The following is a 24,105-nucleotide window of genomic DNA, read 5'->3' as shown; positions in this document are numbered from 1 at the left end:
CTCGGGGCGCCGACGGGGGTCGCGCGGCGCCGTCCGCTCAGGAGAACAGGGCGTTGACCCGCTCGTTGTAGGCGGCGAAGTCCGCGCCGCTGATTCTCCTCATCCAGATCTGGTCGAAGGCGGGCTGCATGATCGAGGCAATCGAGGCGGAGTTCTCCACCAGCGGGTACAGGCCTGTCTCACCGTTCTTCACCCGATCCGTGAAGGGCGTGACGTCCAGGCTCTGGTCCGCGTAGCTCTGGATCGCTGCGCGGGTGCCGGTGTCCGTGGCGGGGAAGAACGGTGCGCGCTCGCCGATGATCTGCTGGGCCTCATCGGAGGCCAGGAAGCCGATCAGCCGCGCCGCCTCCGCCTTCTTGTCCGACTGCGCGGAGATCGAATCGCCCAGGCCGTTGAACATCGACATCGGGGTGCCCTCGGGACCGGCCGGGAGCGGCGCGATCCCCAGCTCGATGCCCTCGGCGTTGTTGTACGTCGTGATCATCCACGAGCCGTCCATCACCAGCGCCGCGGAGCCGGACTGCAGCTGAGCCTGTTTCGGAGAGGAGTCCCCGAAAGTGCCGTAGGGCGGGAAGAAGCCCTTGTCCACCATGCCGAAGTACCAGTCGATGGTCTGCACGAACCGTTCGTCGTCGTACTGGAAGCGGGTGCCCCAGGTGGCCTCGTCGGTGAAGCGCCAGCCGGTGCCGAAGGCGAAGGAGGACCATGAGGACTGGCCGACGTAGTCGATCGATCCCTCCGAACCCAGCCCGTAGCGCTGGATGGACGTGGGGTCGAACCCGTCCTGGTCACCGCGCTTGCCGCTCGAGTCGATAGTGAGGCGGGCGAGCATCTGCTCCCAGGTGCCGCCGTCCTCCGGGTTCCAGTCCAGCCCCGCGAGGTCCTCGGGGGTCAGACCCTCCTCTTCGAGCATCGTCTGGTCGTACAGCACCGCGATCGTGTCGTAGTCCTTGGGGATGCCGTAGCGCTTCCCGTCCTGCCCGGTCCACAGCTCCTGCAGGCCGTTCTGGAAGCGGTCACCGGGGATGGAGTCCAGATCGCCCAGGCCGTCCAGCGGGCTGATCACCCCCAGGCTCACGAACTCGGGGAAGCGCGCCAGGTGGTCGGTGAACGCATCCGGACCGGCCTCGGCCACGAAGGAGGCGGTGAGCTTGGTCCAGTAATCGTCCCAGCCCATCTGGGTGATCCGCACCCGGATATCCGGGTTCTGCTCCATGAACCGGTCGATCGCCGCGGAGTAGGCGGGCAGCTGCAGGGCATCCCACAGCCAGTAGTCGATCTCGGTGACATCACCGGAGCCGACAGCGCCGGTGGAGCAGGCGCTGAGAGCACCTGTACCCACTGCCGCGGCGAGGGTGCCCTGCAGCATCCGCCGCCGCGTCAGGGGCGTGCGGCCGGGGCGAGGGTTCTGATTCGCGGATGTCATCTCGTGCACCTCACTTGATCCCGCTGAAGCCGATGGAGTTCACGATCTTCTTGGCGAACAGAGCGAAGAGGATCAGCATGGGCGCGGCGGCCACGAGAGTCGCGGCCATCAGCCCGGACCAGTCCGGACCCGTGCCCGGCGCCTGGGCCCGGAATACGCCCAGAGCCACGGTGAGCACGCGCGACTGGTCGGTGTAGGAGACCATCAGCGCCCAGAAGTACTCGTTCCACGCCGTCATGTAGGTCAGCAGCGCCAGAGTGGCCAGCGGTGCGCTTGCCATCGGCAGAATCAGGGTGAAGAACACCCGGATCTTGCCGGCGCCGTCGATCAGTGCGGCCTCCTCGACCTCGCGGGAGATGTTGTTGAAGAACTGCCGCAGGAAGAAGATCGCGAACGAGGAGATGAACAGGGTGGGCAGCATGATGCCCAGCAGCGTGTCCACCAGGTTCAGGTTCTTGATCAGGATGAAGTTGGGCAGCAGGGTGAAGATCTGCGGGATCATCAGCGAGCCCAGGAAGATCATGAACACCGCGTCCCGCCCCCGCCAGCGCAGGCGGGAGAAGGCGTAGGCGGCCATGGCGCAGGAGAAGGTCTGCACCACGGTGATCGTGGTCGCGACGATCACGGAGTTCAGCAGGTAGCGCCAGAAGTTGATGGAGGCGCCGGAGCCGCCCTGGGCGATCGCGGTCTCCACGTCCTGCAGGCCGAACACGCGCTCGAACCCGCCCAGGTTGAACCCCACCGGCAGCAGGCTCGACGGGTTCGTGGCCAGGGCGTTGTTGCTGGACAGTGCCGTGCGCAGCATCCAGTAGAAGGGGAACAGGGTGATGAACAGGAAAATGATCATCACGGCCCAGGCAATGATCTTCCCCCAGGGGACGCCGCGCCGCGCGCGCGTGACAGGGGGACGGGTCTCGAGATCGCCGGCCCCGGCGGCCGTCGGATCAGTGGCTGGTGTCGTCGTCATGTCGGCTGCTCCTCTCAGTCCAGATCCGATTCGCCGGCGCGGCTGAGCCGGTACTGGGCGAAGGTGATGACCATGAGGATCAGCAGCAGCGCCACGGACAGCGCCGAGGCGTAGCCGAACTCGTACCGGGCGAAGGCGTTCTCGTAGATGTACATCTGCAGCACCTTCGAGGCGTCCGCGGGGCCGCCCTTGGTGGTCACCGAGACGGTGTCGAACACCTGGAAGGAGCCGATGATCGTCATGATCAGCACGAGCGCGAGGATCGGCCGCAGCAGCGGCAGGGTGATCCGGCGGAACATCGTCACCTCACCGGCGCCGTCCGTGCGGGCTGCCTCGTAGAGCCCGGCTGGGATGGACTGCAGCCCCGCGAACAGCAGCAGCGCCGTGTAGCCCATGTGCCGCCACACGTTCACCAGTGCGATCGTCGGGATCACCCAGGTCTCCGAGGCCCAGAACGCGATGGGGTCCAGGCCCAGCGACTGCAGGAAGATGTTGACGATGCCCAGCTGGGTGTCCAGGATCCACAGGAACACGATCGCGGCCACCACATTGGAGACCAGGTAGGGCGTCAGCACGAGGGAGCGCAGGATCGTGGACTGGGTCAGCCGCTGCATGAGCACCGCGATGATGAGCGCGACGATGGTCTGGATGCCGATGTTGAGGATGACGTACCAGACCGTCACCTTCAAGGAGTTCCAGAACACGGGGTCGCTCAGCAGTCGCTGGTAGTTCTCGAGGCCCACCCAGCGGGGCGGGGTGAGGGTGGTGTACTCCGTGAAGGAGAAGTACAGGCCGGTCAGCAGCGGCCAGACGAGGAACACCAGCAGGCCGACGCTCGCGGGCGCGATGAACAGCAGCGCGAGCTTGGTGTCGTCCTTCCGGCGGCGCCTGGGCGGGGCCGACCGCGTCGACGTCGTCGCGGTGGACATGGAGCCTTCTTTCTGGGGGGAGGGTGGGGGAGGTCAGCGCGGCGAGGAGGTGTCGCCGTGCTCACGAGTGAGGGACAGCAGCACCCCTTGCTCAGGATCGAGCAGGGGAGCGGCGAGTCCGGAGGTGGTCAGCACCCCGCCGGGCAGGACGATGCCGTCCTGCTCCTCGGCGCGCTGCCACCAGGCGGGGGCGTTCAGGCCATGCGGCCGCTCGCCGATGATGAGGGGACGCAGCCGGTACCTGGCTGCGGGGTCCAGACCCGGGAAGGTCAGCCGGGCATGCTGGGAGGTGCCCTGCCGGTCGACCGCGGCCAGCACGAACAGGCCCTGGTCGCGGCCGGGGGAGAGCACGCCGTACATCCACTGCACGTCCTCCCCGCGGTCCACGCGCACCAGATCACCGGTGAACAGCAGCTCACGCTGCTCCTTGTACAGGGCGATCCACGCGCGCAGCTCCGTCAGCTCGGCCTCGCTGGCCTGCGCAAGGTCCCATTCGATGCCGAGGTGGCCGAACAAGGCTGTGAGGCCGCGGAAGCTCAGGGTGTGCAGGCGCCCGGTGGTGTGGGAGCGTCCGGAGGCGATGTGGCTGCCCATGAGCTCGAGCGGCAACAGCTGGCTGGTCCAGCGGTTCATCAACTGGCGCTCCAGCGGGTCGATGCAATCCGAGACCCACACCCGGTCGGTGTGTTCGAGCACCCCGAGGTCCACGCGAGCGCCGCCGGAAGCGCAGGCTTCGATCTCCAGGCCCGGATGAGCGGCCTTGAGCTCGTCCATCAGGCGGTAGGCCGCTAGCGTCTGCTCATGCGTGGCAGCGCGACCTGTGGCCCGGGTGGCGGCTTCTAGCAGGTCCCGGTTCTGGTCCCACTTGATGTAGCCGATGTCGTACTCGTCCAGCAGCGCGAGGATCTGGTTCTTCACATGCTCATAGGCGCCGGGGATGGTGAGGTTCAGGACCTGCTGGTGGCGGGACTCGACGGGCAGCTGCTCGGAATCCGGACCCAGGATCCACTCGGGATGGGCGCGAGCCACCTCGGAGTCCTCGTTGACCATCTCCGGCTCGAACCAGAGGCCGAATTCCATGCCCAGATCGGTCACATGGTCGATCAGGGGCGACAGGCCGTCCGGCCACACTTCGGCGGAGACCACCCAGTCGCCCAGCCCCGAGTGGTCATCGCGACGGGAACCGAACCACCCGTCATCCAGCACGTACCGTTCGACGCCGAGCTCTGCGGCGCGGTCGGCCAGGTCCCGCAGGCGCGCCAGATCGTGGTCGAAGTAGACCGCCTCCCACACGTTCAGGGTGACCGGCCGACGGGTGGACACGTGGTGCTCGCGCGAACGCAGGAAACGGTGGAAGCGGTGAGCGGCCTGATCGAGGCCAGCGCCGTAGGTGGCATACAGCCAGGGGCTCGTGTAGCTGGCATCAGGGTCGAGTACGACCTCCCCGGCAGTCAGCATCTCGCCGCCGGCGAGGATCTTCGTCCCGGTGTTGACCTGTTCGGCCAGGTGGCGGTGGTTGCCGGAGAACCCGAGGTGCACGCCCCACACTTCGCCGTGGCTGAACCCGACGCCAGGGGTTCCCGCGTGCAACACGTGTGCGCTGTCCGCTCCGGTGCGGCCGCGACGGTTCTCCCGTAGATGGGTGCCGACGCCGAAGGTGCTGCGCTGCGGGGTGCGCTCGCGGGCCCAGCGGCCGGCGAAGTCCAGCAGCTCGCTCGCCCGCGCCGGAACGGGCAGGGCGACAGTGAGCTCATCCAGGGCGTACGGGGTCTCGCCGGTGTTCGTGACGGTGCCGCGTACGCGCAGCAGACCGGAATCCAGCGGCTCGAGGGTCAGCTCGACGGCGAGGCTCTGGGGTTCATCGGCGAGCTTGATGACCACGCGGCCCGGTCCGCTCTGGACGTGGGTCGCGGTCAGGGGCTGGCCGTCGAGGGTGATGGCCTCGGTGTGCAGGCGTGGTGCCCAGCCGGATCCGTCGGGCCGGGAGCCGGTCAGGCCCGGGCGGCCCAGCCAGCCATCGGCCTGGGCGGGGAGGATCCCCAGGCGCACCGGGACGTCCACCGCGTTGTTCACCGCCGCCTCGACGGCGGACTCGCAGACCGCGTCGAGGTCGTTCGCGCTCAGTTCGCCCAGATCGGCGCCCCAGTGGGGGATCGCCGGGGCTCGACCGTCGGTGACGTCGAGGACCACCGAGACGCCCGCGGAACGCAGGTGGATGCGGTGGGTGCGGTCGGGCACGGGGGCGAGCACGGGGTGCTCGGCGGGCCGACGGGTCGGGGTCATCGATGCCTCCCAAGACGTCCTGACGCGCGGACGGGCGCGGACGTCGGCCACCATGCCGACGCATTACTGAAAATATGAAACTAAGGGTGGTTCGTCAAGGGTGGCCGCATCGTGACTCTTTGCGCCCACTTCGCCTATTCCGCCCGCTCACCCCGTCGGCACTGCGTAATCCCCCGTCGGCCCTGCGTAATCCCGCCCCGTCGGCCCTGCGCGACCACCCCGCGGGATACCCGCGCCGCGCCCGGGAGTGCCGACTACCCTGTCCCTCACCCCGAGCAGGCCAGGAGCCGACCCATGATCTTCACCCAGTCCTCGAAGCTACGCGACGTCTGCTACGAGATCCGAGGACCGGTGCCCGCCGAGGCCGCCCGCATGGAGGCCGAGGGCCACAAGATCCTCAAGCTCAACATCGGCAACCCGGCCCCGTTCGGCTTCGAGGCGCCCGACGAGATCCTCGTGGACATGATCAAGAATCTGCCCACCGCGCAGGGGTACTCCGATTCGAAGGGCATCCCCTCGGCCCGCCGCGCGGTGGCGCAGTACTACCAGACGCGCGGCATGCCCGGCATCGAACTGGATGACATCTACCTGGGCAATGGCGTCTCCGAGCTGATCCAGATGGTGTGCCAGGCGCTTGTGGATGACGGCGACGAAGTGCTCATCCCGCAGCCCGACTACCCGCTGTGGACCGCGGCCGTCTCCCTCGCCGGCGGTCGGGCCGTCCACTACCGCTGCGATGAGGAGCAGTCCTGGTGGCCGGATCTCACCGACATCGCCGACAAGGTCACTCCGCGCACCAAGGCCATCGTCGTCATCAACCCCAACAACCCCACCGGCGCCGTGTACCCCGAGTCCGTGCTGCGCGGCATCGTGGAGATCGCCCGCAAGCACGGCCTGCTGATCCTCGCCGATGAGATCTACGACAAGATCCTCTACGACGACGCCGTGCATACCCCCATCGCCTCCCTCGCCCCCGACCTGCTGAGCATCACCTTCAACGGCCTGTCCAAGGCGTACCGGGTGGCCGGATTCCGGGCCGGGTGGATGACGCTGTACGGCCCCAAGGACCACGCCACGAGCTTCATCGAGGGTCTGGATGTGCTGTCCAATATGCGGCTGTGCCCGAACGTGCCCGCCCAGCACGTGGTCGCCACGGCGCTCGGCGGCTACCAGACCATCAATGATCTCGTGCTGCCCGGCGGACGGCTGCGCGAACAGCGCGACGTCGCCTACGAGGGACTCGCCGCGATCGACGGCGTGAGCGTCGTCAAGGCCGCCGGAGCGCTGTACATGTTCCCGCGCCTGGACACCGAGATGTACCGGATCGACGATGACGAGCAGTTCGCCTACGACCTCCTGCGCTCCACGAAGCTGCTGGTCACGCAGGGGACCGGCTTCAATCTCGCGACCGCGGATCATTTCCGCCTGGTGACCCTGCCCTCCGTGGACGTGCTCGCCGAGGCGGTGGACCGCATCGCAGACCACCTCGCCACCATCCGCCGCTGACACCCTCGTGGATGCTGATATACGTCGGATGCTGATATTCCTTAGAGGCTGACACCCCTGTGACGGAGGAGCCCATGGCCACTGACCTGCACCTGCAGGACGCTCTCGCCCGCGACGGTCTGCGCTGGCTGTTCACCGGCGATTCGATCACCCATGGCGCCCTGCACACCCTCGGCTACCGCTCCTGGACACAGCTCGTGGCCGCGCATCTGCAGGACGTCCTGGGCCGGAACGACGTCGTGCTGAACACCGCCATCAGCGGCGACACTGTGATCTCGTGGCCCGTCCCCGAGGGGATGGACACCAGGGGCGTGCTCACCACCGCCGCGGAGCGCGTGCACGCGCCCCGGCCCGACATCGTCGCCGTCATGATCGGCATGAACGACAGCGCCCTCGGCGTGGACCTCGAGCAGTACACCGCGGCCCTCACCGAGCTCGTCGCACAGGTCCGCTCCCGCGGCGCCGTCCCGATCCTCGCCACCTCGCAGCCGATCCACGGCGTGGACGAGCGCCGCCTGGACTACCCCGAATACATCCAGCGGGTGCGGGATGTGGCGGACGCCCAGCAGGTCACGCTCGTGGACACCTTCGCGCACTGGGAGGCGGGCGAGCTCGGCCAGCTCGAGGCGCTCTACGGCGATGCGATCCACCCAGCCCCGGCCGGGCACCGCCACTTCGCCCAGCAGTTCCTCACCGAGCTGGGGCTGCTCGGCCCCGATGCGCCGCTCGCAAGGGCCGACAGGGAGCCCCGTGCGGGCCTGGATCCGGCGGCGTTCGGTGAAGAGGTACCGACGGAGGCTGCTGCGGAGGCGGGCGCGGAGGAGTCGGACGCCGCGGTTGCTCCGGTCGTCGGCTTCTCTCCCGTGGGCGTGGAGCCGGAGCGGTCTAGGCCGCTGCTGGTGCTCGGGGACGTCCGCCCCCTCGCCCGGCCCGTGGGTGGACACATGCCCACGCGCAGCTGGATCGAGCACCTCGAGGAGGTGCGGCGCTTCGAGCTGGGGCATGTGCGGGACTACGTGTGGTCGATCCCGCTGCCGAGTCTCGCGGAGGCACCGGCATGGCTCGCGGGGGAGCAGGCGCTGCCGTATGCCGCGGTGCTGCTGGTCCCCGGGCCCGCTGATGCCGGGGGTGAGACGCTCCGGACCGCCCTCGCGGCAATCGGGGACGGGGCTGCGTCGGCCGTGGTGGTGCGTCCCGGCGCAGACGGGCCGACGGATCCCGGGGCGGCGGTGATCGACCTGCGCGACCTCGCGGTGGAAGGCTCGGCCCCGGAAGGCCTCGCCGGTGAGATCGACCCGGCGGGTGCGCAGGCGGACCTCGAGGCGGGCAGGCGGGTCGCCGCCGCCCTCGGCTGGTCGGCGCCACCGAGCGGGGCCGTGGCGCGCTTGCAGGCGCTTGCGGAGGCCTGAACCGGGGCCGACCCTGCCGCGCAGCCACCGCACAAGGTCCTGTCTGAACAGCGTGAGCGGTCCGTACCGTGGAGACAGCATCCGCTGCTCAAGGAGGTTCCCTCATGACACGCAAAGTTCTGGTCCTCGGTGGCACTGGCCTGCTGGGCCACGCCACGATCGATGTCCTCATCGACCGCGGCTATGACGTCACGAGCATCGCTCTGCCTCCGATGCCCGCGGAGGACCTCTTCGAGCCCTACGGCGACCGGGTCACCTCCCACCTCGGCGACATCACGCACATGGATGACGACGAGGTGCTCGGGCTGCTTGAGGGCCACTATGCGGTGATGTACGCGATCGGGGCCGATGAGCGCGTGACCCCGCCCGCGCCCTCCTCGCGCTTCTTCTATGAGGCGAACGTGCTGCCCACTCAGCGCGTCGCTGCGCTCGCCCGCCTGGCCGGGGTCGCGAAGTTCGTGGTCTACGGCTCGTACTTCGCGCACTTCGCCGAGGCGATGCCGGAGCTCGAGCTCATGACCGAGGGCTACCCGCTCATGCGACTGCTGCAGGAGCAGGTCGCTTTCGCCGAGGGGGATGGGGCGATGGATGTGACCAGCCTGCGCCTGCCCTACATCTTCGGCACCATGCCCGGTCGCATGCCGCTATGGAAGATGTTCATGGACCAGCTCCGCTCGCGCGAGCAGTTCCCCGCCCATCCTGAGGGAGTGACCGCCGCGGTCACCACCCGCCAGGTGGGGCAGGCCGCCGTCGGCGCGATGGAGCGCGGCGAGCATCGCGGCACCTACCCCATCAGCGGATACGCCCTGCGGCACGAGGACTTCTACCGCACGATGGTGGAGCTCATGGAGATCCAGACCGCCATCGTGCCGGTGCCCGTCGCGGCACTCGAGCAGGCCATGCTCCAGATCGACGAGGCCTGCGCGCAGCAGGGCCTCGAGCACGGCATCTCCATGGTGAAGGCAGATCGGATCCGAGGCAGGGACCTCAGCGTGGACCCCGCCCTCACGCAGGAAGCCCTGGGCTTCGAGGACGACGACGTGCCCGCTGCAATCGAGGAGACGATCCGGTACATCCTCGAACACGAGGAGCCGGAGCCGACGGCCTGAGCCTGAGGCCGAGCCCGCCACGCCGTTCCGACCCCTCGAGTGCACCGATCTGAGGCGTTCCTGCCTCAGATCGGTGCACTCGAGCTATGCGAGCACGGCGTGTCACGGCTGTGCAGTGGGTGCAGTGGGCGCGTAGGGCTTCCTGGCTCAGGTCTGCTCGCGGAGCAGGTGGTGACGCAGCCAGCGGAGGAAGGGTCCAGGATCCCGATGGTCCTGGACCGTGAGCCGGTAGATCTTCCAGCCCTGCTCGTGCAGCACCTCGTCCTTCCTCCGATCGTGGCGGGCCTGCTCGAGGGCGAAGTGCACCTCGCCGTCGTATTCGATCGCGATGCGGGCTTGCGGATATGCGAGGTCCAGGCTGTAGCGGATCCCGGTCACCGGACAATGCACAGGCACGTTGATCTCCGGCTCGGGCAGCCCTGCGCGGTGCACGAGCAGCCGTGTCCGAGTCTCCCGCGGAGAGTCCACGGCGTCACGTGCCTCCTGCGCGGCTCGCCGTACCGCCACCACCCCGCGCCCGGTGAGCCACTGCGCGCGCGCCCGGATACTCTCCACCGGTATTCGCAGCTCCTCGCGGCGGAGCGAACCGAGCGCGTCGATGCACGCCACCAGATCATCGTGGGGCAGCAGTGCAGCCAGATCCATGAGCACCTGACAGGGCTCGGCACTCCACACGCCGCTGCGCAGCCGATGGGGACGGATACCTTCACGCACGTGGATCCTCAGGCCGCGTGCGCTCCGGCGTCGCTGCGACGGAGATACGTCGAGGTGCAGCTCAACGCCGCCAGCCCACGTCAGCGTCCGCGGCAGCGGCAGCCCCAGCAGCTCCGCGGCGGTCACCCCGGAGACCACTGCGCCCGGCACCACCTTCTCCGTGGCCGTCAGCGCGATGTTCCTCAGCGGCGCGGGTGAGGCACGGGACGTGTAGAACCCGGGCAGCACGCGCACGAACTCTTCGGAAGCGAGGCGCCGCGAGGTCACGCTGTACACCTGCATGAGGGTCTGGCGGGAGAGTACGTGCCCGGGAGCCACGGCCCGGTGCGGAGTGAGTGCGACGGTGGACATGCCCGGACCGTAGGCGGTGGCGGGCGCTCCGCGAGTGCGGTCACCGCGGATTGTGGACAGACATGCTGTGGGGAGGAAAGGTGCGAGCGGTGCCGCCACACCATGCAACGAACCACGACGCTCCGAGCCGCAACGCGTCACGCACTGCGCCCCACACCGCGCTCGCAACACGCCGCACCCCGCTCGCAACACGCCGCGCCCCGCTCGCAACACGCCGGGCCGCGCTCCGCGAGTGCACCGATTCGTGCCGGTTCTGCCTCAGATCGGTGTACTCGGCGAGTAGGTGCGGCGTGGCGGCCTGTCAGGAGATGCGGTGTGGGGTGTGGCGGCTGGCCCGCAGGCCCCACGCGTGCCCGAGCCCGCAGGCCGCGCCCGCAGGTCCCGCGCGTGCGCGAGCCCTCAGGCCCCGGCCGAGCCCTCGCCCGCGGCTGCCTGCGCCATGCCCTCGCGGCTGATCCGGACCATCTCTTCGCGGTCCACCACCTTGACACGGGCGCGCGGCTCGCCGTCGGCGTCCTTGCTCGCGGCGCCCAGGGCCTTTTCGTGCGCATCCAGCGCCATCCAGCCATCCCAGGTCGTGTATTCCACGCCGCGGTCCTCGAGCAGGCGCAGGATCGCCTCGTCATCGCGCACCTCGGCGCGCGGGAGGCTGCCGACGGTGATGTCCTCCAGCAGGCTGCCCACGGTCTCGAGCGCATCGGACTTCGTGGCGCCGATCAGCCCCACCGGCCCGCGCTTGATCCAGCCGTTGGTGTACAGGCCCGGCAGCACGGTGCCATCGGCCTCGGTGATACGGCCAGCGCTGTTGGTGATTACGCCGCGGCGCGCGTCGTAGGGGATGCCCGGCAGCTCGGAGCCGTGGTAGCCCACCGCGCGGTACACCGCATCCAGCTCGTAGTCCACGAACTCGCCGGTGCCCTCGAGGTTCCCGTCGGCGTCCAGCCGGGTGCGCTCGAAGCGCATGCCGGTGACCTTCCCGTCCTCGCCGAGCACCTCGACGGGACGGTGCCAGAAGTGCATGTGCAGGCGGCGGCTGACCGGCCCGCCCTCACGGTCGGTGGGCTCCTCACCAGCGGCCTCCCGGGCCTGCTGATCCTCGAGCCAGCCCACGAAGGTCTGCACCACCTGGTCGGTGCGCTTATCGGCCCGGATCGCCTCCCACTCGGCCTCCGTGACCTGCTCGAGGTCCCGCGGATCCATGACGACCTGCAGGCCCTTCGGGTGGGCGAGCTCGCGCGCCTCGAGCGGGGAGAACTTCGTCTGGGCGGGGCCGCGGCGGCCGAAGACATGCACATCCGTGGTGCGCGCCGCGGCGAGACCTTCGTGGACGTTCTGCGGGATCTCGGTGCGCAGCATCTCGTCGCCGCTCTTGGAGAGCACGCGCGCAATATCCAGCGCCACGTTGCCGTTGCCGATCACTGCGACCTGCTCGGCAGAGAGGTCCCAGCTGCGTGGATAGTCGGGGTTGCCGTCATACCAGGCCACGAAGTCGGCGGCGCCGAAGGAGCCCTCCAGGTCGATGCCGGGGATGTGCAGGTCCGCGTCCTTGAGCGCGCCGGTGGCGAACACGACCGCGTCGTAGTGGGTGCGCAGATCCTCGAGCGTGAGATCGGTGCCGAACTCCACGTCCCCCAGGAAGCGGATATCGCCGCGGCCCAGGATGCGGTGCAGCGCTGTGATGATGCCCTTGATACGCGGATGATCCGGGGCCACGCCGTAGCGGATCAGCCCGAAGGGCGCCGGGTACTTGTCGAACAGGTCGATGGAGACCTCGAGCTCCCCGCCTTTGACGGGCGCCGAGCGCAGCAGGGTCTCGGCGGCGTAGACGCCGGCGGGGCCGGAGCCGATCACGGCCAGACGGAAGGGCTGCTGGGAGGAGGACATCTCACCTCGGTCTCGTGGCGCGAGTGCGCCGGGTCGGAATGCCGCCCGGCCCGACGGGGGCGGCGGCGGGAAGCTGCGGACCACTCTATCGGCGCTCTCGTGCCCGGTCAGGTCCGTGTGAGCGGCCCGACGCGGCCTCCACGGACCCTCCACAGTGCAGACATGATGCAGAGACATGATGCGGCCCCGGTGGGGACGTCATGGTCGATGTCCCGGCCGGGGCCGCAGGGTGCCGATGGGGGTCGGCAGGGGGTCAGGGGACCGACGGGCTCACGCCTTGGCGATGTCGGCGTCGCCGCGACGGTAGATCGCCCAGAAGTAGACGCCGACGAACACGGCGCCGCCCACGATGTTGCCCAGCAGCACCGGGATGAGGTTGTCCCACAGGACGGAGAGGGCGGTGATGTCCGCGTAGTCGGCGGCGGACTTGCCGGCATCGGCGAGTGCCTCGCCGCTCCAGAACTTGTCCCCGGCGAAGGTCTTGATCATCCAGCCCAGGGGCAGCATGAACATGTTGGCCACCGAGTGCTCGAAACCGGAGGCGACGAACAGGGCGATCGGACCGGCGACGGCGAGGATCTTGTCAGCCACGGTCTTGCCGGCGATCGAGACCCACACCGCCAGGCACACCGCGAAGTTCGCCAGCAGGCCCAGGAAGAACGCCTGGTGCCAGTCATAGCCGAGCTTGGCCTGCGTGATGTTCAGAACCGTCATGCCCCAGGCCGACTTGTTGGAGGCGTGGGTGCCGCCGAGGATGATCAGCACGGCCATCACGACGGAGCCGATGAAGTTCCCGACGATGGACACGATCCAGTGCGTGAGCATCTTGCCCGTGCCGATGCGGCCGGACAGGCGCGGCACGACCGTCATCGTGGTGCCGGTGAACAGGTCTGAGCCGGAGATCACCACGAGGCCGAGGCCCACGGAGAACACGACGCCGCCGAGCACCTTGCCGACGCCGGTGGGCCAGTCGCTGATGCCCTGCTGGGAGGTGACCATGAAGATGAAGCCGAAGGCGATGAACGCGCCGCCGGTGAGGGTCTGCAGGAACATCTGCAGCAGCGGGGCGGTGGCCTTGGCGTACATCCCGTCTTCGAGGGCCTTGGCGAGCGCCTTCGGGGTGGGGATCTGCGTGTTCGGCGGTGCCGGTGCAGCGGTGGGGGGAGTTGAGGAGGCGTTCATGATTCCTGTCCTGCGATTCGCAAAAGAGGGGGCGATGCGGTGCACATCAGTGCAGCCACGTGAGCAACGCTGCCCAGCCATGGTCAGGGCTGAGGATACGCCCGCGGTGCGTGAAACGCTTCGGCGATGGTCCTGGTGCAGGTCACGAACCCGTCACGATGCCTACACGGCTCAGGGCCTCGGCGTCTCATCGGCCGGGGACCCTTCCGGCACCACCTCGACGGCCACGCGCAGGGTGCTGCGTGCCCCGGGTGGCCCCACCACGATGCCCTTCAGCGGCGGCACATCGGCGTAGTCCCGTCCCCAGGCGGTGGTGACGAAGCGCTGGTCCACGAAGGTGCGGTTGGTCGGGTCGATGTCCACCCAGCCGGTGCCCGGCACCAGCACGGACAGCCAGGCGTGACTTGCGGCGGAGCCGACCATCTGCCCGGCCGGTTCGGTGCCGAGCGTCCCGCGGGCCGATGGGGCGGTGCGCAGGTAGCCGGAGACGTATCGGGCGGCGAGTCCCGCGGCCCGCACCGCGGCGATCCCGGCGTGGGCGAAGTCCTGACAGACGCCCCGACGGGCTTCCAGCACGTCCTGCAGCGTGGAGGAGACGGTGGTCGCGGCGGTGTCGTACGTGAAGTCGCTGTGGATCAGGGCGGTGAGATCCGCGAGGCATTCGCCGATCGCGCGCCCGGGCGTGAACACGGCGGCGCTCAGCTCGTGCGCGGCGGCGGTCTCGGGGATCCGGGGCGAGGGGTGGGTGAAGTCGAGATTCGCATCGGGCAGCAGCGGGCCCCAGTGCGTTGGTCGGCAGCGTTCGAAGGGGCGTGAGATCGCGTCCAGGGGGTAGCGTCGCTCGGCCACGGCCACGCGGGCGTGGGAATGCACATCCAGGTGCTCATGCCGCTCATCCACCAGCAGGTATGTGGAGGAGTTGCCGTAGAAGTCGGTGTGTGCGGTCAGTTGTGCCGGTGCCGGGTCCACCACCACCTCGTGGGAGAGGACGCGCTGGTGGGTGGTGGCGCGCGGCTCCACATGGGCGCGCCCGTAGTTGCGGGTCACCGGTTTCGCGTACCGGTAGGCGGTCAGGTGGTGGATGCGGTAGTGGATGGGGTCCGACGGGTCGGCGCTCTCATCCAGCAGTGGGATCAGAGGCCGGGGCTGCTGCGGGGTGGAGGACGTGGGGCGGGTGGGCTCAGACATCGTCGATCCCCCAGTGCGAGGTGGACTCCGAGGCGTGGAAGTAGTGCTGCTCGAGCTTGGTGGCGAGCTCCCGCAGGGTGCTCACGGCGGCATCGGCCTCGGCAAGCAGCGCCGTCGGCGCCCCATCAGGCCCATCAACCCCATCAGGCCCATCAATCTCATCGGCCCTATCAACCCGGTCGGCCCCATCGGCCCCATCGGGCCCCTCGAGCGGGCACAGCAGCTCGCGCGGCTCCCACTCGGCGACGCGGCTGCGCAGCGCCGTGAGGGGGGTGCGCAGCGCCGCCGAGGGCGACCCTTCCGGCAGACGGTCCAGCACCTGGCCCAGCCGCTGCAGCTGAAAGGCGATCGACCGCGGCAGCGCCGGATCGGCCAGCAGCAGCTCGAGCACCAGCTCCGGTTGGGCGGCGGCGTGGAAGGCCCGGCGGTATGAGGCGCCCGATTCGGTGATTGCCACGAGCGCTGCGGCGGTGCGGGCCTCGCCCCGCCGCGCGCGGCGCCGCCCCAGGATCGCGCGCAGGAGCGCAAGAACCGTGAGGGAGCGCTCGAGCTTGCGGCCCGCCTCGAGCAGGTCCCAGCCCAGAGTGCGGGGCATCGAATCGGCGATCGCCCCGGAGAAGGTGAGGCAGCCGTCGATCACCGCGGTCAGGCCCTGCTCGAGGGGGATGGTGCCGGCAGGATCCAGGGTGCGGACGGTGCGGCGCAGCCGTGCGATCACTGGCCAGACATCCTCGGAGACCACATCGCGCAGAGTGCGGGAGCTGTGGGCGAGGGCCTCGAAGGACTGGGCCAGGGAGCCGGGGCGGGTGCGGTCACCCAGCAGCGAGGCGAGCTCGGCGGTCACCTCCTCGGCATCACTGAGGTCAACGGCGTAGAAACCGGGGGAGGTGGTGGTCACCTCTGTGATCGCGCGCAGCAGCACGCCCTGGGCGGTGCGGGCGGCTGTCCCGGGCTCCGCATCGAGGTCGTTGACGGTATCCAGCACAGTGCGCAGCAGTCTGGCGGTCGCGTCGACCCGTTCGAGGTAGCGGCCGAACCAGAACAGGTCCGAACCGATCGAGCGGCTCATCGCCGGGTAGGTGGCGAGGTCCCGGGGGCTGCTCGCCCCGAGGCTCAGCTCCAGGCTCTCGCTCCCGGCTGTCAGCGGGACCTGCACCCAGATGTCCTTGAGCGCCGGGGCGTGCGCATCGGCCGTGCGCGCCACCCCGCCGGGCATCACCTCGTACCCCTCGGCCGTGGCAAGCACCAGCAGGCGCAGCTGCACGGGGCGCTCCACGAGCTGGTTCCCACCCTCCGGGTCCAGGGATGCCGCTCCGGCGGGCTCGGCCTGCGCGGGGGCGGGCCGCAGCTGCAGATCCTCATGCAGCAGGTGGCGGCACAGATCCGGCAGCGCCTCCCGCAGCGCGGGGTTCTCCAGCAGCCCGGCCCCGAGCGGGTTCAGCACCTCCACATCCCCGCAGCGCGCGGCCTCCACCAGACCCGTCACCCCACCCAGCGGCGTCGGCCCCAGATCCAGCGGATCCAGCAGCTGCGAGGGAATCAGACGCAGCACCGCATCCACTGGTTCCTGCGCATTCCGGTCCGGGCCGGGCAGGCGCAGTGTGAGGGACCCGGATCCGGTGCGCAGATCCGCGGGGGAGACCGCGGGGGCGCCCAGCAGGTTCGCGATCCAGTGGTGATCGGCCGCGCGCAGCGGATCGGCCCGGTCATCGATGAGCACGACGGCCCGCCCGGCCCGGCCGCGGGCGCGCAACCGCTCGTGCAGCGCGGCGCGGGCGGTGTCGAAGAAGGGGTGCAGGCGCCGCAGCGGCGTCGAGCGATACAGGGCCGGCGTGCTGCGCGAGAGCACGCGGCGCAGCTCCAGCGCGGTGCCGGCGCCATCGGGCACATCGGCCGCGTCCTCGAGCACCGCCCAGCTCCCATCGGCCTTGCGGATCACGGTCGTGGCCAGGGCGAACAGTCCACCGCCACGTGCGCTGGGGATCCCAACGGCGGTGCGCAGGTACCGCGGGTCCGCGAGCAGCTCAGCCACGGGGGTGAGCTCCGCGGTCAGCACGGTGCGCGGCCCGTACAGGTCCGCGTGCAGCGCATCCAGCAGGCGCAGGCGCTGGATCAGCCCCGCCGTGAGCTGCTCCCACTCCTCGGCGCCGAGCACCACCGGGATCGGGTCCACCGTCGGCGCGGCCGGGGACCCGTCCCCGGCGAACTGGCTGGCCGCCGCAGCGGCCGCCCGGCGCAGGCCATCGGCGCCCAGCAGCTCGAGCTCGGCGCGCAGCGCCGGAGACGTCGCAGAGGTCACCGCTCCATCGTAGGGGCCACGCCGCGGGGCCTGCGGCGCCGTCCCGCGCAGGTCAAGAGGTGGTGACGACGGGCGGGCCCTCGGAGGGCTGGACCACCACGAAGCCGGGACCGTGGAAGGCCAGCTGGAAGGACTCGCCGGAGCCGCGGCCGATCAGGGAACCCATCTTGAAGTCGTTCTTGATCTGCGGGGTGAGGTTCGCGCTCCAGCACACCGCTGCCTGCGGGTCCACGAAAGTGGGCTGCTGCGAGCAGTCCAGCAGCATCGGCGGACCGTCGCTCGTGACGGCGACCATGCCCTGACCCTGTAGGAACAGGTTGAACAGGCCTCCGGCCATGAACCCGGCCCCGCCCAGGGAGCGGATATCCCACTGGATGGTGGAGTCGAAGGCCAGCATGTTCTTCGTGTTCAGCGTCAGGGCATCGCCCTCGAGCTGGATCAGGAAGATCTCCTCGGCGTGGCGGGCGTAGAAGACCTCACCGTGGCCGCGGGTGCGCATCATATTGGCGCCCTCCCCGGTGGCCATCTTCTTCAGCAGCTTCATGCCACCGCCGGAGCCCTGGTACGAGAAGTCCATCTGTCCCTGGTAGGCGACCATCGCCCCGGCGGCAGAGACGATCTCCGGCGCCTGCGGATGCAGCGTGCAGCGCAGCATCTTGGAGGACTGCAGAGCCCACCGATCGGTGGTCTGCCGCTCCTGGTTGGCAGCATCGAACAGGTTCGAGCGCATGGGGTCCCCTTTCGGATCCGACGGGCCGTCCGCGGCGGTCCCGTGGCGGCACCCACCGCGCCGCCGACGGGATCATCTCACGCCTGCGGCCATATCGGGCCGTCTCGGGAGCATCGCGCGGATGACACGTGGGAGAACGGTGAATCCGGGGCCGATGCCGGGCGGGGTCAGGCGTGTCCTCGTAGCATGGCGATCATGTCCGCCCCTCGCCCTGTGCGCCGCCACCCCGGGTCCCGCGACCCGCGTCTGGTGGCGCTCGCCGAGGAATCCGGCTATGAGATCCAGGGTCGCATCGGCGCCGGCGGCATGGGGATCGTGTACCGGGCGACGGACGCCGACGGCCAAGATGTGGCGATCAAGCTGCTGCGCCATGAGATCTCCGATGATCCGCGAGCCCGTGCGCGTCTTGCCCGCGAGGTGGGGGCGCAGCGTCTGGTCCGCAATGCCAACATCGTGCGGATCCTCGATGCGGAGCTCGAGTCCGCCGATGCGTTCGTGGTCACCGAGTTCATCCCCGGCCCCACCCTTGAGGATGCGGTGCGCGATCACGGCGGCCTGCACCCGGAGGCGGTGCGGGAGGTCGGCCTGGTGCTGGGGGAGACGCTGCGGGACATCCATGGTGCCGGCGTGATCCACCGCGACCTCAAGCCCTCTAACGTCATGCTGCGCGGTGCCACGGACGCGGATCTGATGGGCTTCGATCCCGACGGGGATCGTCTGGATCCGGTGATCATCGACTTCGGCATCGCGATCGCGGCGGAGGAATCGCGCCTGACCTCGACAGGTCTGGTGATGGGCACTGCCGCATACCTGGACCCGGAGGTGATCCGCACCGACCACACCGGGGAGGCGGGGGACTGGTGGGCCTGGGCGGCGCTGCTGGCCTTCGCGGCGACGGGCCGTGAACCCTTCGGCAGCGGCCGCGCGGACCTGGTGTTCCTGCGCGCCGAGCGTGGGGAGATCGACGTGGAGGGGACACCGAGCGAGCTCGCCGCCTGGCTGCGCTCCGCGCTGCGCGCGAATCCGGCCGAGCGCCCCATCCCCGAGGAGCTGCTCGAGCGCCTCGCGGAGCTGGACCTCAGCCGTTACGACGACCCGGGCCAGACGGAGGTGCTGACCACCGGGACGGGGGCCGCTGCCGGGGCCGCAGCCGGGGCCGCAGCGACCTCGCGCGCGGACGATGCCACGCAGGTGCTGCCGACCATCACCACACCGTCCCAGGACTCGACCCCGACGCCGGGGCCGACGGATCAGCCGACCGAGGCGCTGCCGCACATCCCGGAGGGCCCCGGGGAGGCGCCGACGGAAGCGCTGCCCATCACCCGCACCCCGGAGGAGCCCGCCACGGAGGTGCTGCCTGTCACGGGGCCGCCCACGGCGGTGCTGCCGGTGATCCCGGATCCGCAGCCCGCGCCGATGCCGCCGCAGCCCATGCCGCCGCGACAGATGCCCGCGCCGCAGCAGGCCATCCCGCAGCCGCCGCCGCACATCGTCCCGGCCCCGCCGCAGCAGATGTACCCGCCGCCGGTGCCTGCACCCCCGCGGCGCCCGGGCCTGATGTGGACCGGGCATCTGCTGCTGGTGGCTCTCGGGGCGCTCGCCCCGTATGTCGCGCTGGGGATGATGCTGCTGCTCGGCGCGATCTCCCGCACCTGGGAGGGCGGTCACCGCGCCGTGGCCGGGGCACGGATGCGCGGGGTGACGGGAAGTGGGCCGCAATGGCAGGCGGGGCTGCTGAGCCCGCTGCGCTTCGCCTGGGGGCTCGTGGTCACCGCGCTGCAGGTGATCCTGCCGCTGCTGCTGGGCCTGCTGGTGGGGATCGCGACCGACGCCGCCTGGACCCTGCTGGCCGGTGCGCCCCCACCGGAGGCGGTGGCCTTCGGGATCGCCATCGCCGTGACACTGCTGATCACCTGGGTGGGGCTCGGCAGCCGCGCCACCCGCGATGGCGCGCACCGGATGATCGACGCGGCAGCTCCGGACCTGCTGTGGAGCGCAGTGGTGCTCGTGCTGCTGCTGCTTCTGTTGGGGGCGGTGGCGTTCACGATCCTCGCCCGCGGCGGCGCGGTCGACTACTTCCCCTTCTCCCAGCTGCCGCGCCTGACCGATATCGCGCTGTGGCGCCGCTGACATCCGGGACTCGCAGTGCAGACCATCACCCTCTCGCCCCGCTGCCCCCGCTAGGCTCAGGACGTTCTGTCACCGACCGCATCCACGTGCGGGGCGAGGAGTCCACATGGCCGCGTCCGGTTCGTCCCAGTCCGCTGCCGAGCGCCGCGAGGCGCAGCGCGAAGCCCTGCGCAAGCAGCGGCAGGCGGAGCTGCGTCGGCAGCGCACCGTCCGCACCATCGTCATCGCGGCGATCACCGTGGTGGCACTCGTGCTGGTAGCCGGCGCGGGCTTCCTCGTGTATCGGGCCGCGCAGCCGGAAGGCCCCGTCGCTGTCCCGAAGGGTATGAGCACGGACCAGCCCTACCTAACCCTCGGCGCCCCGGAGGACTCCGGCGCCCCCGTGGTGGAGGTCCACCTCGACTTCATGTGCCCCTTCTGCGGTGAATTCGAGCAGGCCAACGGCGTGGATCTCGCGCAGTTCGTGGACGACGAGTCCATCACGCTGAACCTGGTGCTGCGGAACTTCCTGGACACCAAGTCGCGTTCCGGGGACTTCTCCACCCGGTCCGCGAACGCTTTGGTGTGCGTGTACGAGGACAACCCTGACAACACCCTCGCCTTCCAGAAGCTGATGTTCGACAACCAGCCGACGGAGGGCAGCGCGGGCCTGGACGATGACGAGATCTTCGACCTCGCCCAGCAGGCCGGTGCATCCGAGGAGGTGCGCTCGTGCATGCGCGGCAGCACCTACGACCGCTGGGTGGATGAGGTCTCGGACCCGTACGGCAAGGAGGTCGACAATAGTACGCCCTTCGTGAGCATCGATGGCGAGTCGTGGGGCGGCAACAATATGATGTATGAGCCCGGTGCGCTGAAGGCGACTCTCACCGAGCGGCTGTCCGGCGATGCCTCGGATGGTGGTGGCGCCTCGGACGCGGGAGGTGCGTCCGACGGCGGGGCCTGATCCCCTCTACACTCGCAGGGACCGATCCTGCCCGGATCGGCCCCTGTCCGCTGGAGTGGCGCAACGGTAGCGCACCTGTCTTGTAAACAGGTGGTTGCGGGTTCGATTCCCGTCTCCAGCTCTCAACTGCAGCTGTGGCGGCACTGTGCTTTAGCAGTAGACGGCCAGTTCCGGCACGGCGCGGGCGAGCCGCGCATCGCGAGTAAGGAGCGCACAGCCCAGATGCTCGGCGAGAGCCACATACATTGCGTCGTAGGCGCTCACCCGATCACGAAGCTCAAAGGCCCGGGGGAGTAGTGGCGCCAGGCCGAATAGTTCGATATCCCCGTGGGAAAAGTCGTCGAGCGCGCCGCGGGCGCGCTCGGTGCTGATGGCTCCTGATCGCGTCCAGCCGCGAATGACGGAGAGCGTTTCGGCGACGAGCATCTCCGGGGCGACGAGGTCATGCCCCTGGATTGCGCCGATCAGAGCCGCAGAGTCCTCCTCCCGCAGAAGCAGGTCAGCGACCGCGGAAGCGTCGATGACGAGAGTCATCGCTCTGATCGAGCTTCAGCGAGAACGTCAGCGGACGGGGGCAGGTTGCTGATCCGCCCGCGATCCTCGATGCGGCGCAGCAACTCGGCGCGAGTGGGGCGGGCAGCGAGGCGATTGACCTCCTGCAAGAGGTAGTCGCTGAGAGAACGCCCCTCGGCGGCGGCCCGTGCCTTGAGCACGCGGCGGGTTTCCTCGGGCACGTTCCGGATCTGCATCGTTGTCATGCGTAGAGCATGAGTTGCATGTGCTATGCATGTCAAGGGTGGAGTTCCTCGTATACCACCCTCTGCCCGCTACACTCCCGTCCCGGTGCTCGCTGTGGGGCAGGCAGGAAGGGGTGATCAGACTCCTTCAGATCAGCCCAGCAACTCACGGGCTCTTCCGCATAGTCAGATGCGGGACAGCTAGACACCACCCCCAGACGCGCCGCGGTCACCACCCCCGACAGCATGCGAACGATGACGTGAGACATAGGCGAACGATGTCCTGAGATCTCACACCGTCTCCAGCTCTCCGTGGGGTATTGTGCGCCGGATCTCGCGGCTCAGAAGGTCGGCGTTGCCACCGATGCGGCGGCCACAGGGCCCAGCAAAGCAAGGATGATCGCGGCACCGGGAAGAGTGAGCTGCCACCAGCGACCCCGCCGCCGGGCGAGCGAGAGGGTCCCGACTACCAGGCCGCCGAGCCCGAGCGCGGCGGCAAGACCGACGGGAATCAGACCGATCAGAGCCGGCGTGTTCACGTATTCGTGCACGTTCGGGTCCGCAGTGTCTGGTCCCGGGGGCAGCACCGCGGTGATCGTCGCGATATCCCACACCGCCACGGCGGCAATGCCCGTGACAAGGAGCGCGAGAACGGCAAGCGCCAGCAGGGCGAGCCCTGAGCGCATACGGCCGGCATCTGCACGGCGCGAGCTCGTGCGTGGGGCATGAGGTGTAGCAGTCATCGGTGTCCTTCTTCCCGACTCTGCTCCGATACGCGGCAGACTCGTGGGGACATCTCCCCATGGTGCCATGCGGCCCTAGCCACTTCGCTCCAACGAACAAGGAGGGGCGCTTTGTTTTTGAAATGTTCTTCCTCCTCCGCATGCGCCTGGAGGGTCTCCACGTTCGGTTTGCTGTAGATGTGATTCAAGAGCGTCTTGCCCCGGACCGCACCGTCGTCCTCCGCCCGCTACACTCCCGTCCCGGTGCTCGCTGACGGGGTGGGCAGGGAGGAACTTTCATGATCATCTGGAAGGGCTGGGGCATCCTGGCCGTGGTGTACATCGGAGCGATGCTCGCGCTGCTGGGCGGGGTCATTGGCACCGCCGTGCTGGAGTCGGCGACGGCCACGAGCGTTCTGATGCCGCTGGGTCTGCTGCTCGGTGGGGTGATGACTGCTGCGCACGGCTGGTACCTCAACAACACCCGCCCCGCGCGCCGGGCCGATGCCTGGGCCGAGGCTGAGCGGCCCCGTCTGGAGCAGGCCGCGGAGCAGGGCACCCTGGTGGTCGACAATGTGCAGCCCTCCTCGCGCGAGGAGGCCCAGGGGATGATCGAGAGCGTGTTGGAGCAGGGCCGCCGCAGCATCAAGGGCGGTCCCAAGCACTCGGTGTTCTGGATTCCGATGGAGATCATCGGCATCATCGCGATGGGCGCCGGGCTGATCTTCCTGGTGATGTCGAGCGTGGATCTGCTGGTCTGATCCGATCGCTCAGAACGTCCGGTACGTGGCCTTGTTGATGAAGAAGCCCTTGCCGGTCATGACGTGCCAGCAGGTCATGCCCTCCATCTCGCTGCGGCAGGCGACCTTGCCGTCGGTCGCGCTGGTGCCGTACTCCAGCACCGTCGCCTCCTCGGAGCCGAAGGTGGTGCCGCACTCCAGGGCCGCCTCCTCACCGCCAGCGCTGCGGATCGAGAACGTCCCCTCGGAGCAGTCCTCGAGCCCTGCCTCGGCGTAGTCCTGCTCGATCACCGAGCAGCCGACGTCCTCGCCGTCCAGGGCGCAGCGCAGGTTCCCGGTGGGGGACTGCACGGTGGACAGCTCCAGCGCATCATCCGGGGCCGGGGAGACGGGGTCCTCAGAGGGCTCCGCCTCGCTCGGCTCCTCGCCGTCGGCGGACTTCTCCTCCTCGCCGGGGGTCTGCGCACCGCTCGTATCCGAGTCGCGTCGGTACTCGTCCTCATCACCGCCCAGCAGAGCCCGCCCGCCGATCGCGGCCGCGAGCACCATCAGCAGCACCAGCAGCGCGCAGGCACCGCACGCGAACCAGGTCCGACGGGATGAGCCGTCGTCGGTGTCCTCATCCAGCTGCTCATCCAGCGGGGACGCGGGCTGCGTGGCCGGGACGGGCTGCGGGGAGGGCGCTGGCTGCGGCGCCGGTGCCGGCTGCGGGGCCGGGGCCGCCACCGGTTCATGCGCCGGCTCCGTTTCACGCGCTGCCGCCGGCCCCAGCGGCACCACGGTCGCGGCGTTCTTGATGCGCACCCCACCGGTCGGGGCCGGCTCCGCAGCGGGGGCGGGGGAGTCCGCAGCG

At 69.5% G+C, this 24,105-nt stretch carries 19 protein-coding genes, 1 tRNA gene and 1 pseudogene; 7 read left to right on the top strand and 14 right to left on the bottom strand.

Going from position 1 to position 24,105, the window contains the following annotated elements; translation table 11 throughout:
• Positions 1–37: 37 nt before the first annotated feature.
• The 4 genes from MU407_RS10035 to MU407_RS10020 are packed head-to-tail and all read right to left on the bottom strand — an operon-like array spanning position 38 to position 5,605.
• Entirely contained in the window at positions 38–1,426 is a 1,389-nt protein-coding gene (locus MU407_RS10035; RefSeq protein WP_246957105.1) for a sugar ABC transporter substrate-binding protein, read from the bottom strand.
• Between the two features lie 10 nt (positions 1,427–1,436).
• A complete protein-coding gene (locus MU407_RS10030; protein ID WP_246957102.1) occupies positions 1,437–2,393 on the bottom strand; it encodes a carbohydrate ABC transporter permease in 957 nt (318 codons plus the stop codon).
• A 14-nt stretch (positions 2,394–2,407) separates the two neighbouring features.
• Positions 2,408–3,322, bottom strand: coding sequence for a sugar ABC transporter permease (locus MU407_RS10025; RefSeq protein WP_246957100.1), 915 nt, complete (start codon positions 3,320–3,322; stop codon positions 2,408–2,410).
• Between the two features lie 33 nt (positions 3,323–3,355).
• Entirely contained in the window at positions 3,356–5,605 is a 2,250-nt protein-coding gene (locus MU407_RS10020; RefSeq protein WP_246957097.1) for an alpha-galactosidase, read from the bottom strand.
• 294 nt (positions 5,606–5,899) lie between these two features.
• Here MU407_RS10020 and MU407_RS10015 point away from each other — a divergent pair, with 294 nt between their 5' ends.
• The 3 genes from MU407_RS10015 to MU407_RS10005 all read left to right on the top strand — a co-directional run bounded on the left by MU407_RS10015 (position 5,900) and on the right by MU407_RS10005 (position 9,629).
• Entirely contained in the window at positions 5,900–7,111 is a 1,212-nt protein-coding gene (locus tag MU407_RS10015) for a pyridoxal phosphate-dependent aminotransferase (protein WP_246957094.1), read from the top strand.
• 74 nt (positions 7,112–7,185) lie between these two features.
• On the top strand, positions 7,186–8,520 hold the full coding sequence (locus MU407_RS10010; RefSeq protein WP_246957092.1) for an SGNH/GDSL hydrolase family protein: 1,335 nt from the start codon (positions 7,186–7,188) through the stop codon (positions 8,518–8,520).
• 104 nt (positions 8,521–8,624) lie between these two features.
• On the top strand, positions 8,625–9,629 hold the full coding sequence (locus MU407_RS10005; RefSeq protein WP_246957089.1) for an NAD-dependent epimerase/dehydratase family protein: 1,005 nt from the start codon (positions 8,625–8,627) through the stop codon (positions 9,627–9,629).
• A 147-nt stretch (positions 9,630–9,776) separates the two neighbouring features.
• Here the strand turns inward: MU407_RS10005 and MU407_RS10000 are convergent, their stop codons facing one another.
• The 6 genes from MU407_RS10000 to MU407_RS09975 form a co-directional block, all read right to left on the bottom strand.
• Positions 9,777–10,694 carry a DUF559 domain-containing protein gene (locus tag MU407_RS10000; RefSeq protein ID WP_246957087.1) on the bottom strand — a complete coding sequence of 306 codons (918 nt, stop codon included), beginning with the start codon at positions 10,692–10,694 and terminating at the stop codon, positions 9,777–9,779.
• Positions 10,695–11,093: 399 nt separating this feature from the next.
• Positions 11,094–12,578 carry an FAD-dependent oxidoreductase gene (locus tag MU407_RS09995; protein WP_246957085.1) on the bottom strand — a complete coding sequence of 495 codons (1,485 nt, stop codon included), beginning with the start codon at positions 12,576–12,578 and terminating at the stop codon, positions 11,094–11,096.
• Between the two features lie 270 nt (positions 12,579–12,848).
• Positions 12,849–13,760, bottom strand: coding sequence for a formate/nitrite family transporter (locus MU407_RS09990; protein WP_246957083.1), 912 nt, complete (start codon positions 13,758–13,760; stop codon positions 12,849–12,851).
• Between the two features lie 171 nt (positions 13,761–13,931).
• The gene (locus MU407_RS09985; protein WP_246957080.1) at positions 13,932–14,948 is read right to left on the bottom strand and encodes a transglutaminase family protein; all 1,017 of its coding nucleotides are present in this window, start codon (positions 14,946–14,948) and stop codon (positions 13,932–13,934) included.
• Positions 14,941–17,247 carry a circularly permuted type 2 ATP-grasp protein gene (locus MU407_RS09980; RefSeq protein ID WP_246957077.1) on the bottom strand — a complete coding sequence of 769 codons (2,307 nt, stop codon included), beginning with the start codon at positions 17,245–17,247 and terminating at the stop codon, positions 14,941–14,943. Before MU407_RS09980 ends, MU407_RS09985 begins: the two co-directional genes overlap by 8 nt.
• A 52-nt stretch (positions 17,248–17,299) precedes the next feature.
• The gene (locus tag MU407_RS09975) at positions 17,300–17,977 is read right to left on the bottom strand and encodes an AIM24 family protein (RefSeq protein WP_246957075.1); all 678 of its coding nucleotides are present in this window, start codon (positions 17,975–17,977) and stop codon (positions 17,300–17,302) included.
• Positions 17,978–18,172: 195 nt separating this feature from the next.
• On the opposite strand from MU407_RS09975, the gene MU407_RS09970 reads away from it, so the two are divergent.
• The 3 genes from MU407_RS09970 (at position 18,173) to MU407_RS09960 (ending at position 21,174) form a co-directional block, all read left to right on the top strand.
• Entirely contained in the window at positions 18,173–20,107 is a 1,935-nt protein-coding gene (locus tag MU407_RS09970) for a serine/threonine-protein kinase (protein WP_246957072.1), read from the top strand.
• A 106-nt stretch (positions 20,108–20,213) separates the two neighbouring features.
• On the top strand, positions 20,214–21,053 hold the full coding sequence (locus MU407_RS09965) for a thioredoxin domain-containing protein (protein ID WP_246957070.1): 840 nt from the start codon (positions 20,214–20,216) through the stop codon (positions 21,051–21,053).
• A 49-nt stretch (positions 21,054–21,102) separates the two neighbouring features.
• Positions 21,103–21,174, top strand: a tRNA-Thr gene (locus MU407_RS09960).
• Positions 21,175–21,203: 29 nt separating this feature from the next.
• On the opposite strand, the gene MU407_RS09955 is transcribed toward MU407_RS09960, so the two are convergent.
• The 3 genes from MU407_RS09955 to MU407_RS09945 form a co-directional block, all read right to left on the bottom strand.
• Positions 21,204–21,587 (bottom strand): type II toxin-antitoxin system VapC family toxin, encoded by a 384-nt coding sequence (locus MU407_RS09955; protein WP_102236169.1) that lies wholly within the window; start codon positions 21,585–21,587, stop codon positions 21,204–21,206.
• Positions 21,584–21,811, bottom strand: a complete 228-nt coding sequence (locus tag MU407_RS09950) for an antitoxin (RefSeq protein WP_199173890.1) — start codon at positions 21,809–21,811, stop codon at positions 21,584–21,586. Before MU407_RS09950 ends, MU407_RS09955 begins: the two co-directional genes overlap by 4 nt.
• A 320-nt stretch (positions 21,812–22,131) precedes the next feature.
• Complete coding sequence (locus MU407_RS09945; RefSeq protein ID WP_102236167.1) at positions 22,132–22,476, bottom strand: hypothetical protein; 345 nt, start codon at positions 22,474–22,476, stop codon at positions 22,132–22,134.
• Positions 22,477–22,811: 335 nt separating this feature from the next.
• Between MU407_RS09945 and MU407_RS09940 the strand changes: the two genes are divergently transcribed.
• Complete coding sequence (locus tag MU407_RS09940) at positions 22,812–23,273, top strand: hypothetical protein (RefSeq protein ID WP_102236166.1); 462 nt, start codon at positions 22,812–22,814, stop codon at positions 23,271–23,273.
• 9 nt (positions 23,274–23,282) lie between these two features.
• On the opposite strand, the pseudogene MU407_RS09935 reads toward MU407_RS09940, so the two are convergent.
• Positions 23,283–24,105, bottom strand: a pseudogene (locus tag MU407_RS09935) (hypothetical protein); the annotation flags it as partial.

The sequence above is a fragment of the Brachybacterium sp. Marseille-Q7125 genome (assembly GCF_023062615.1).
Classification (GTDB): Bacteria; Actinomycetota; Actinomycetes; order Actinomycetales; family Dermabacteraceae; genus Brachybacterium.
Note: the sequence above shows the minus strand (reverse complement) of the source record. Positions and strands in the feature narration are given on the sequence as shown.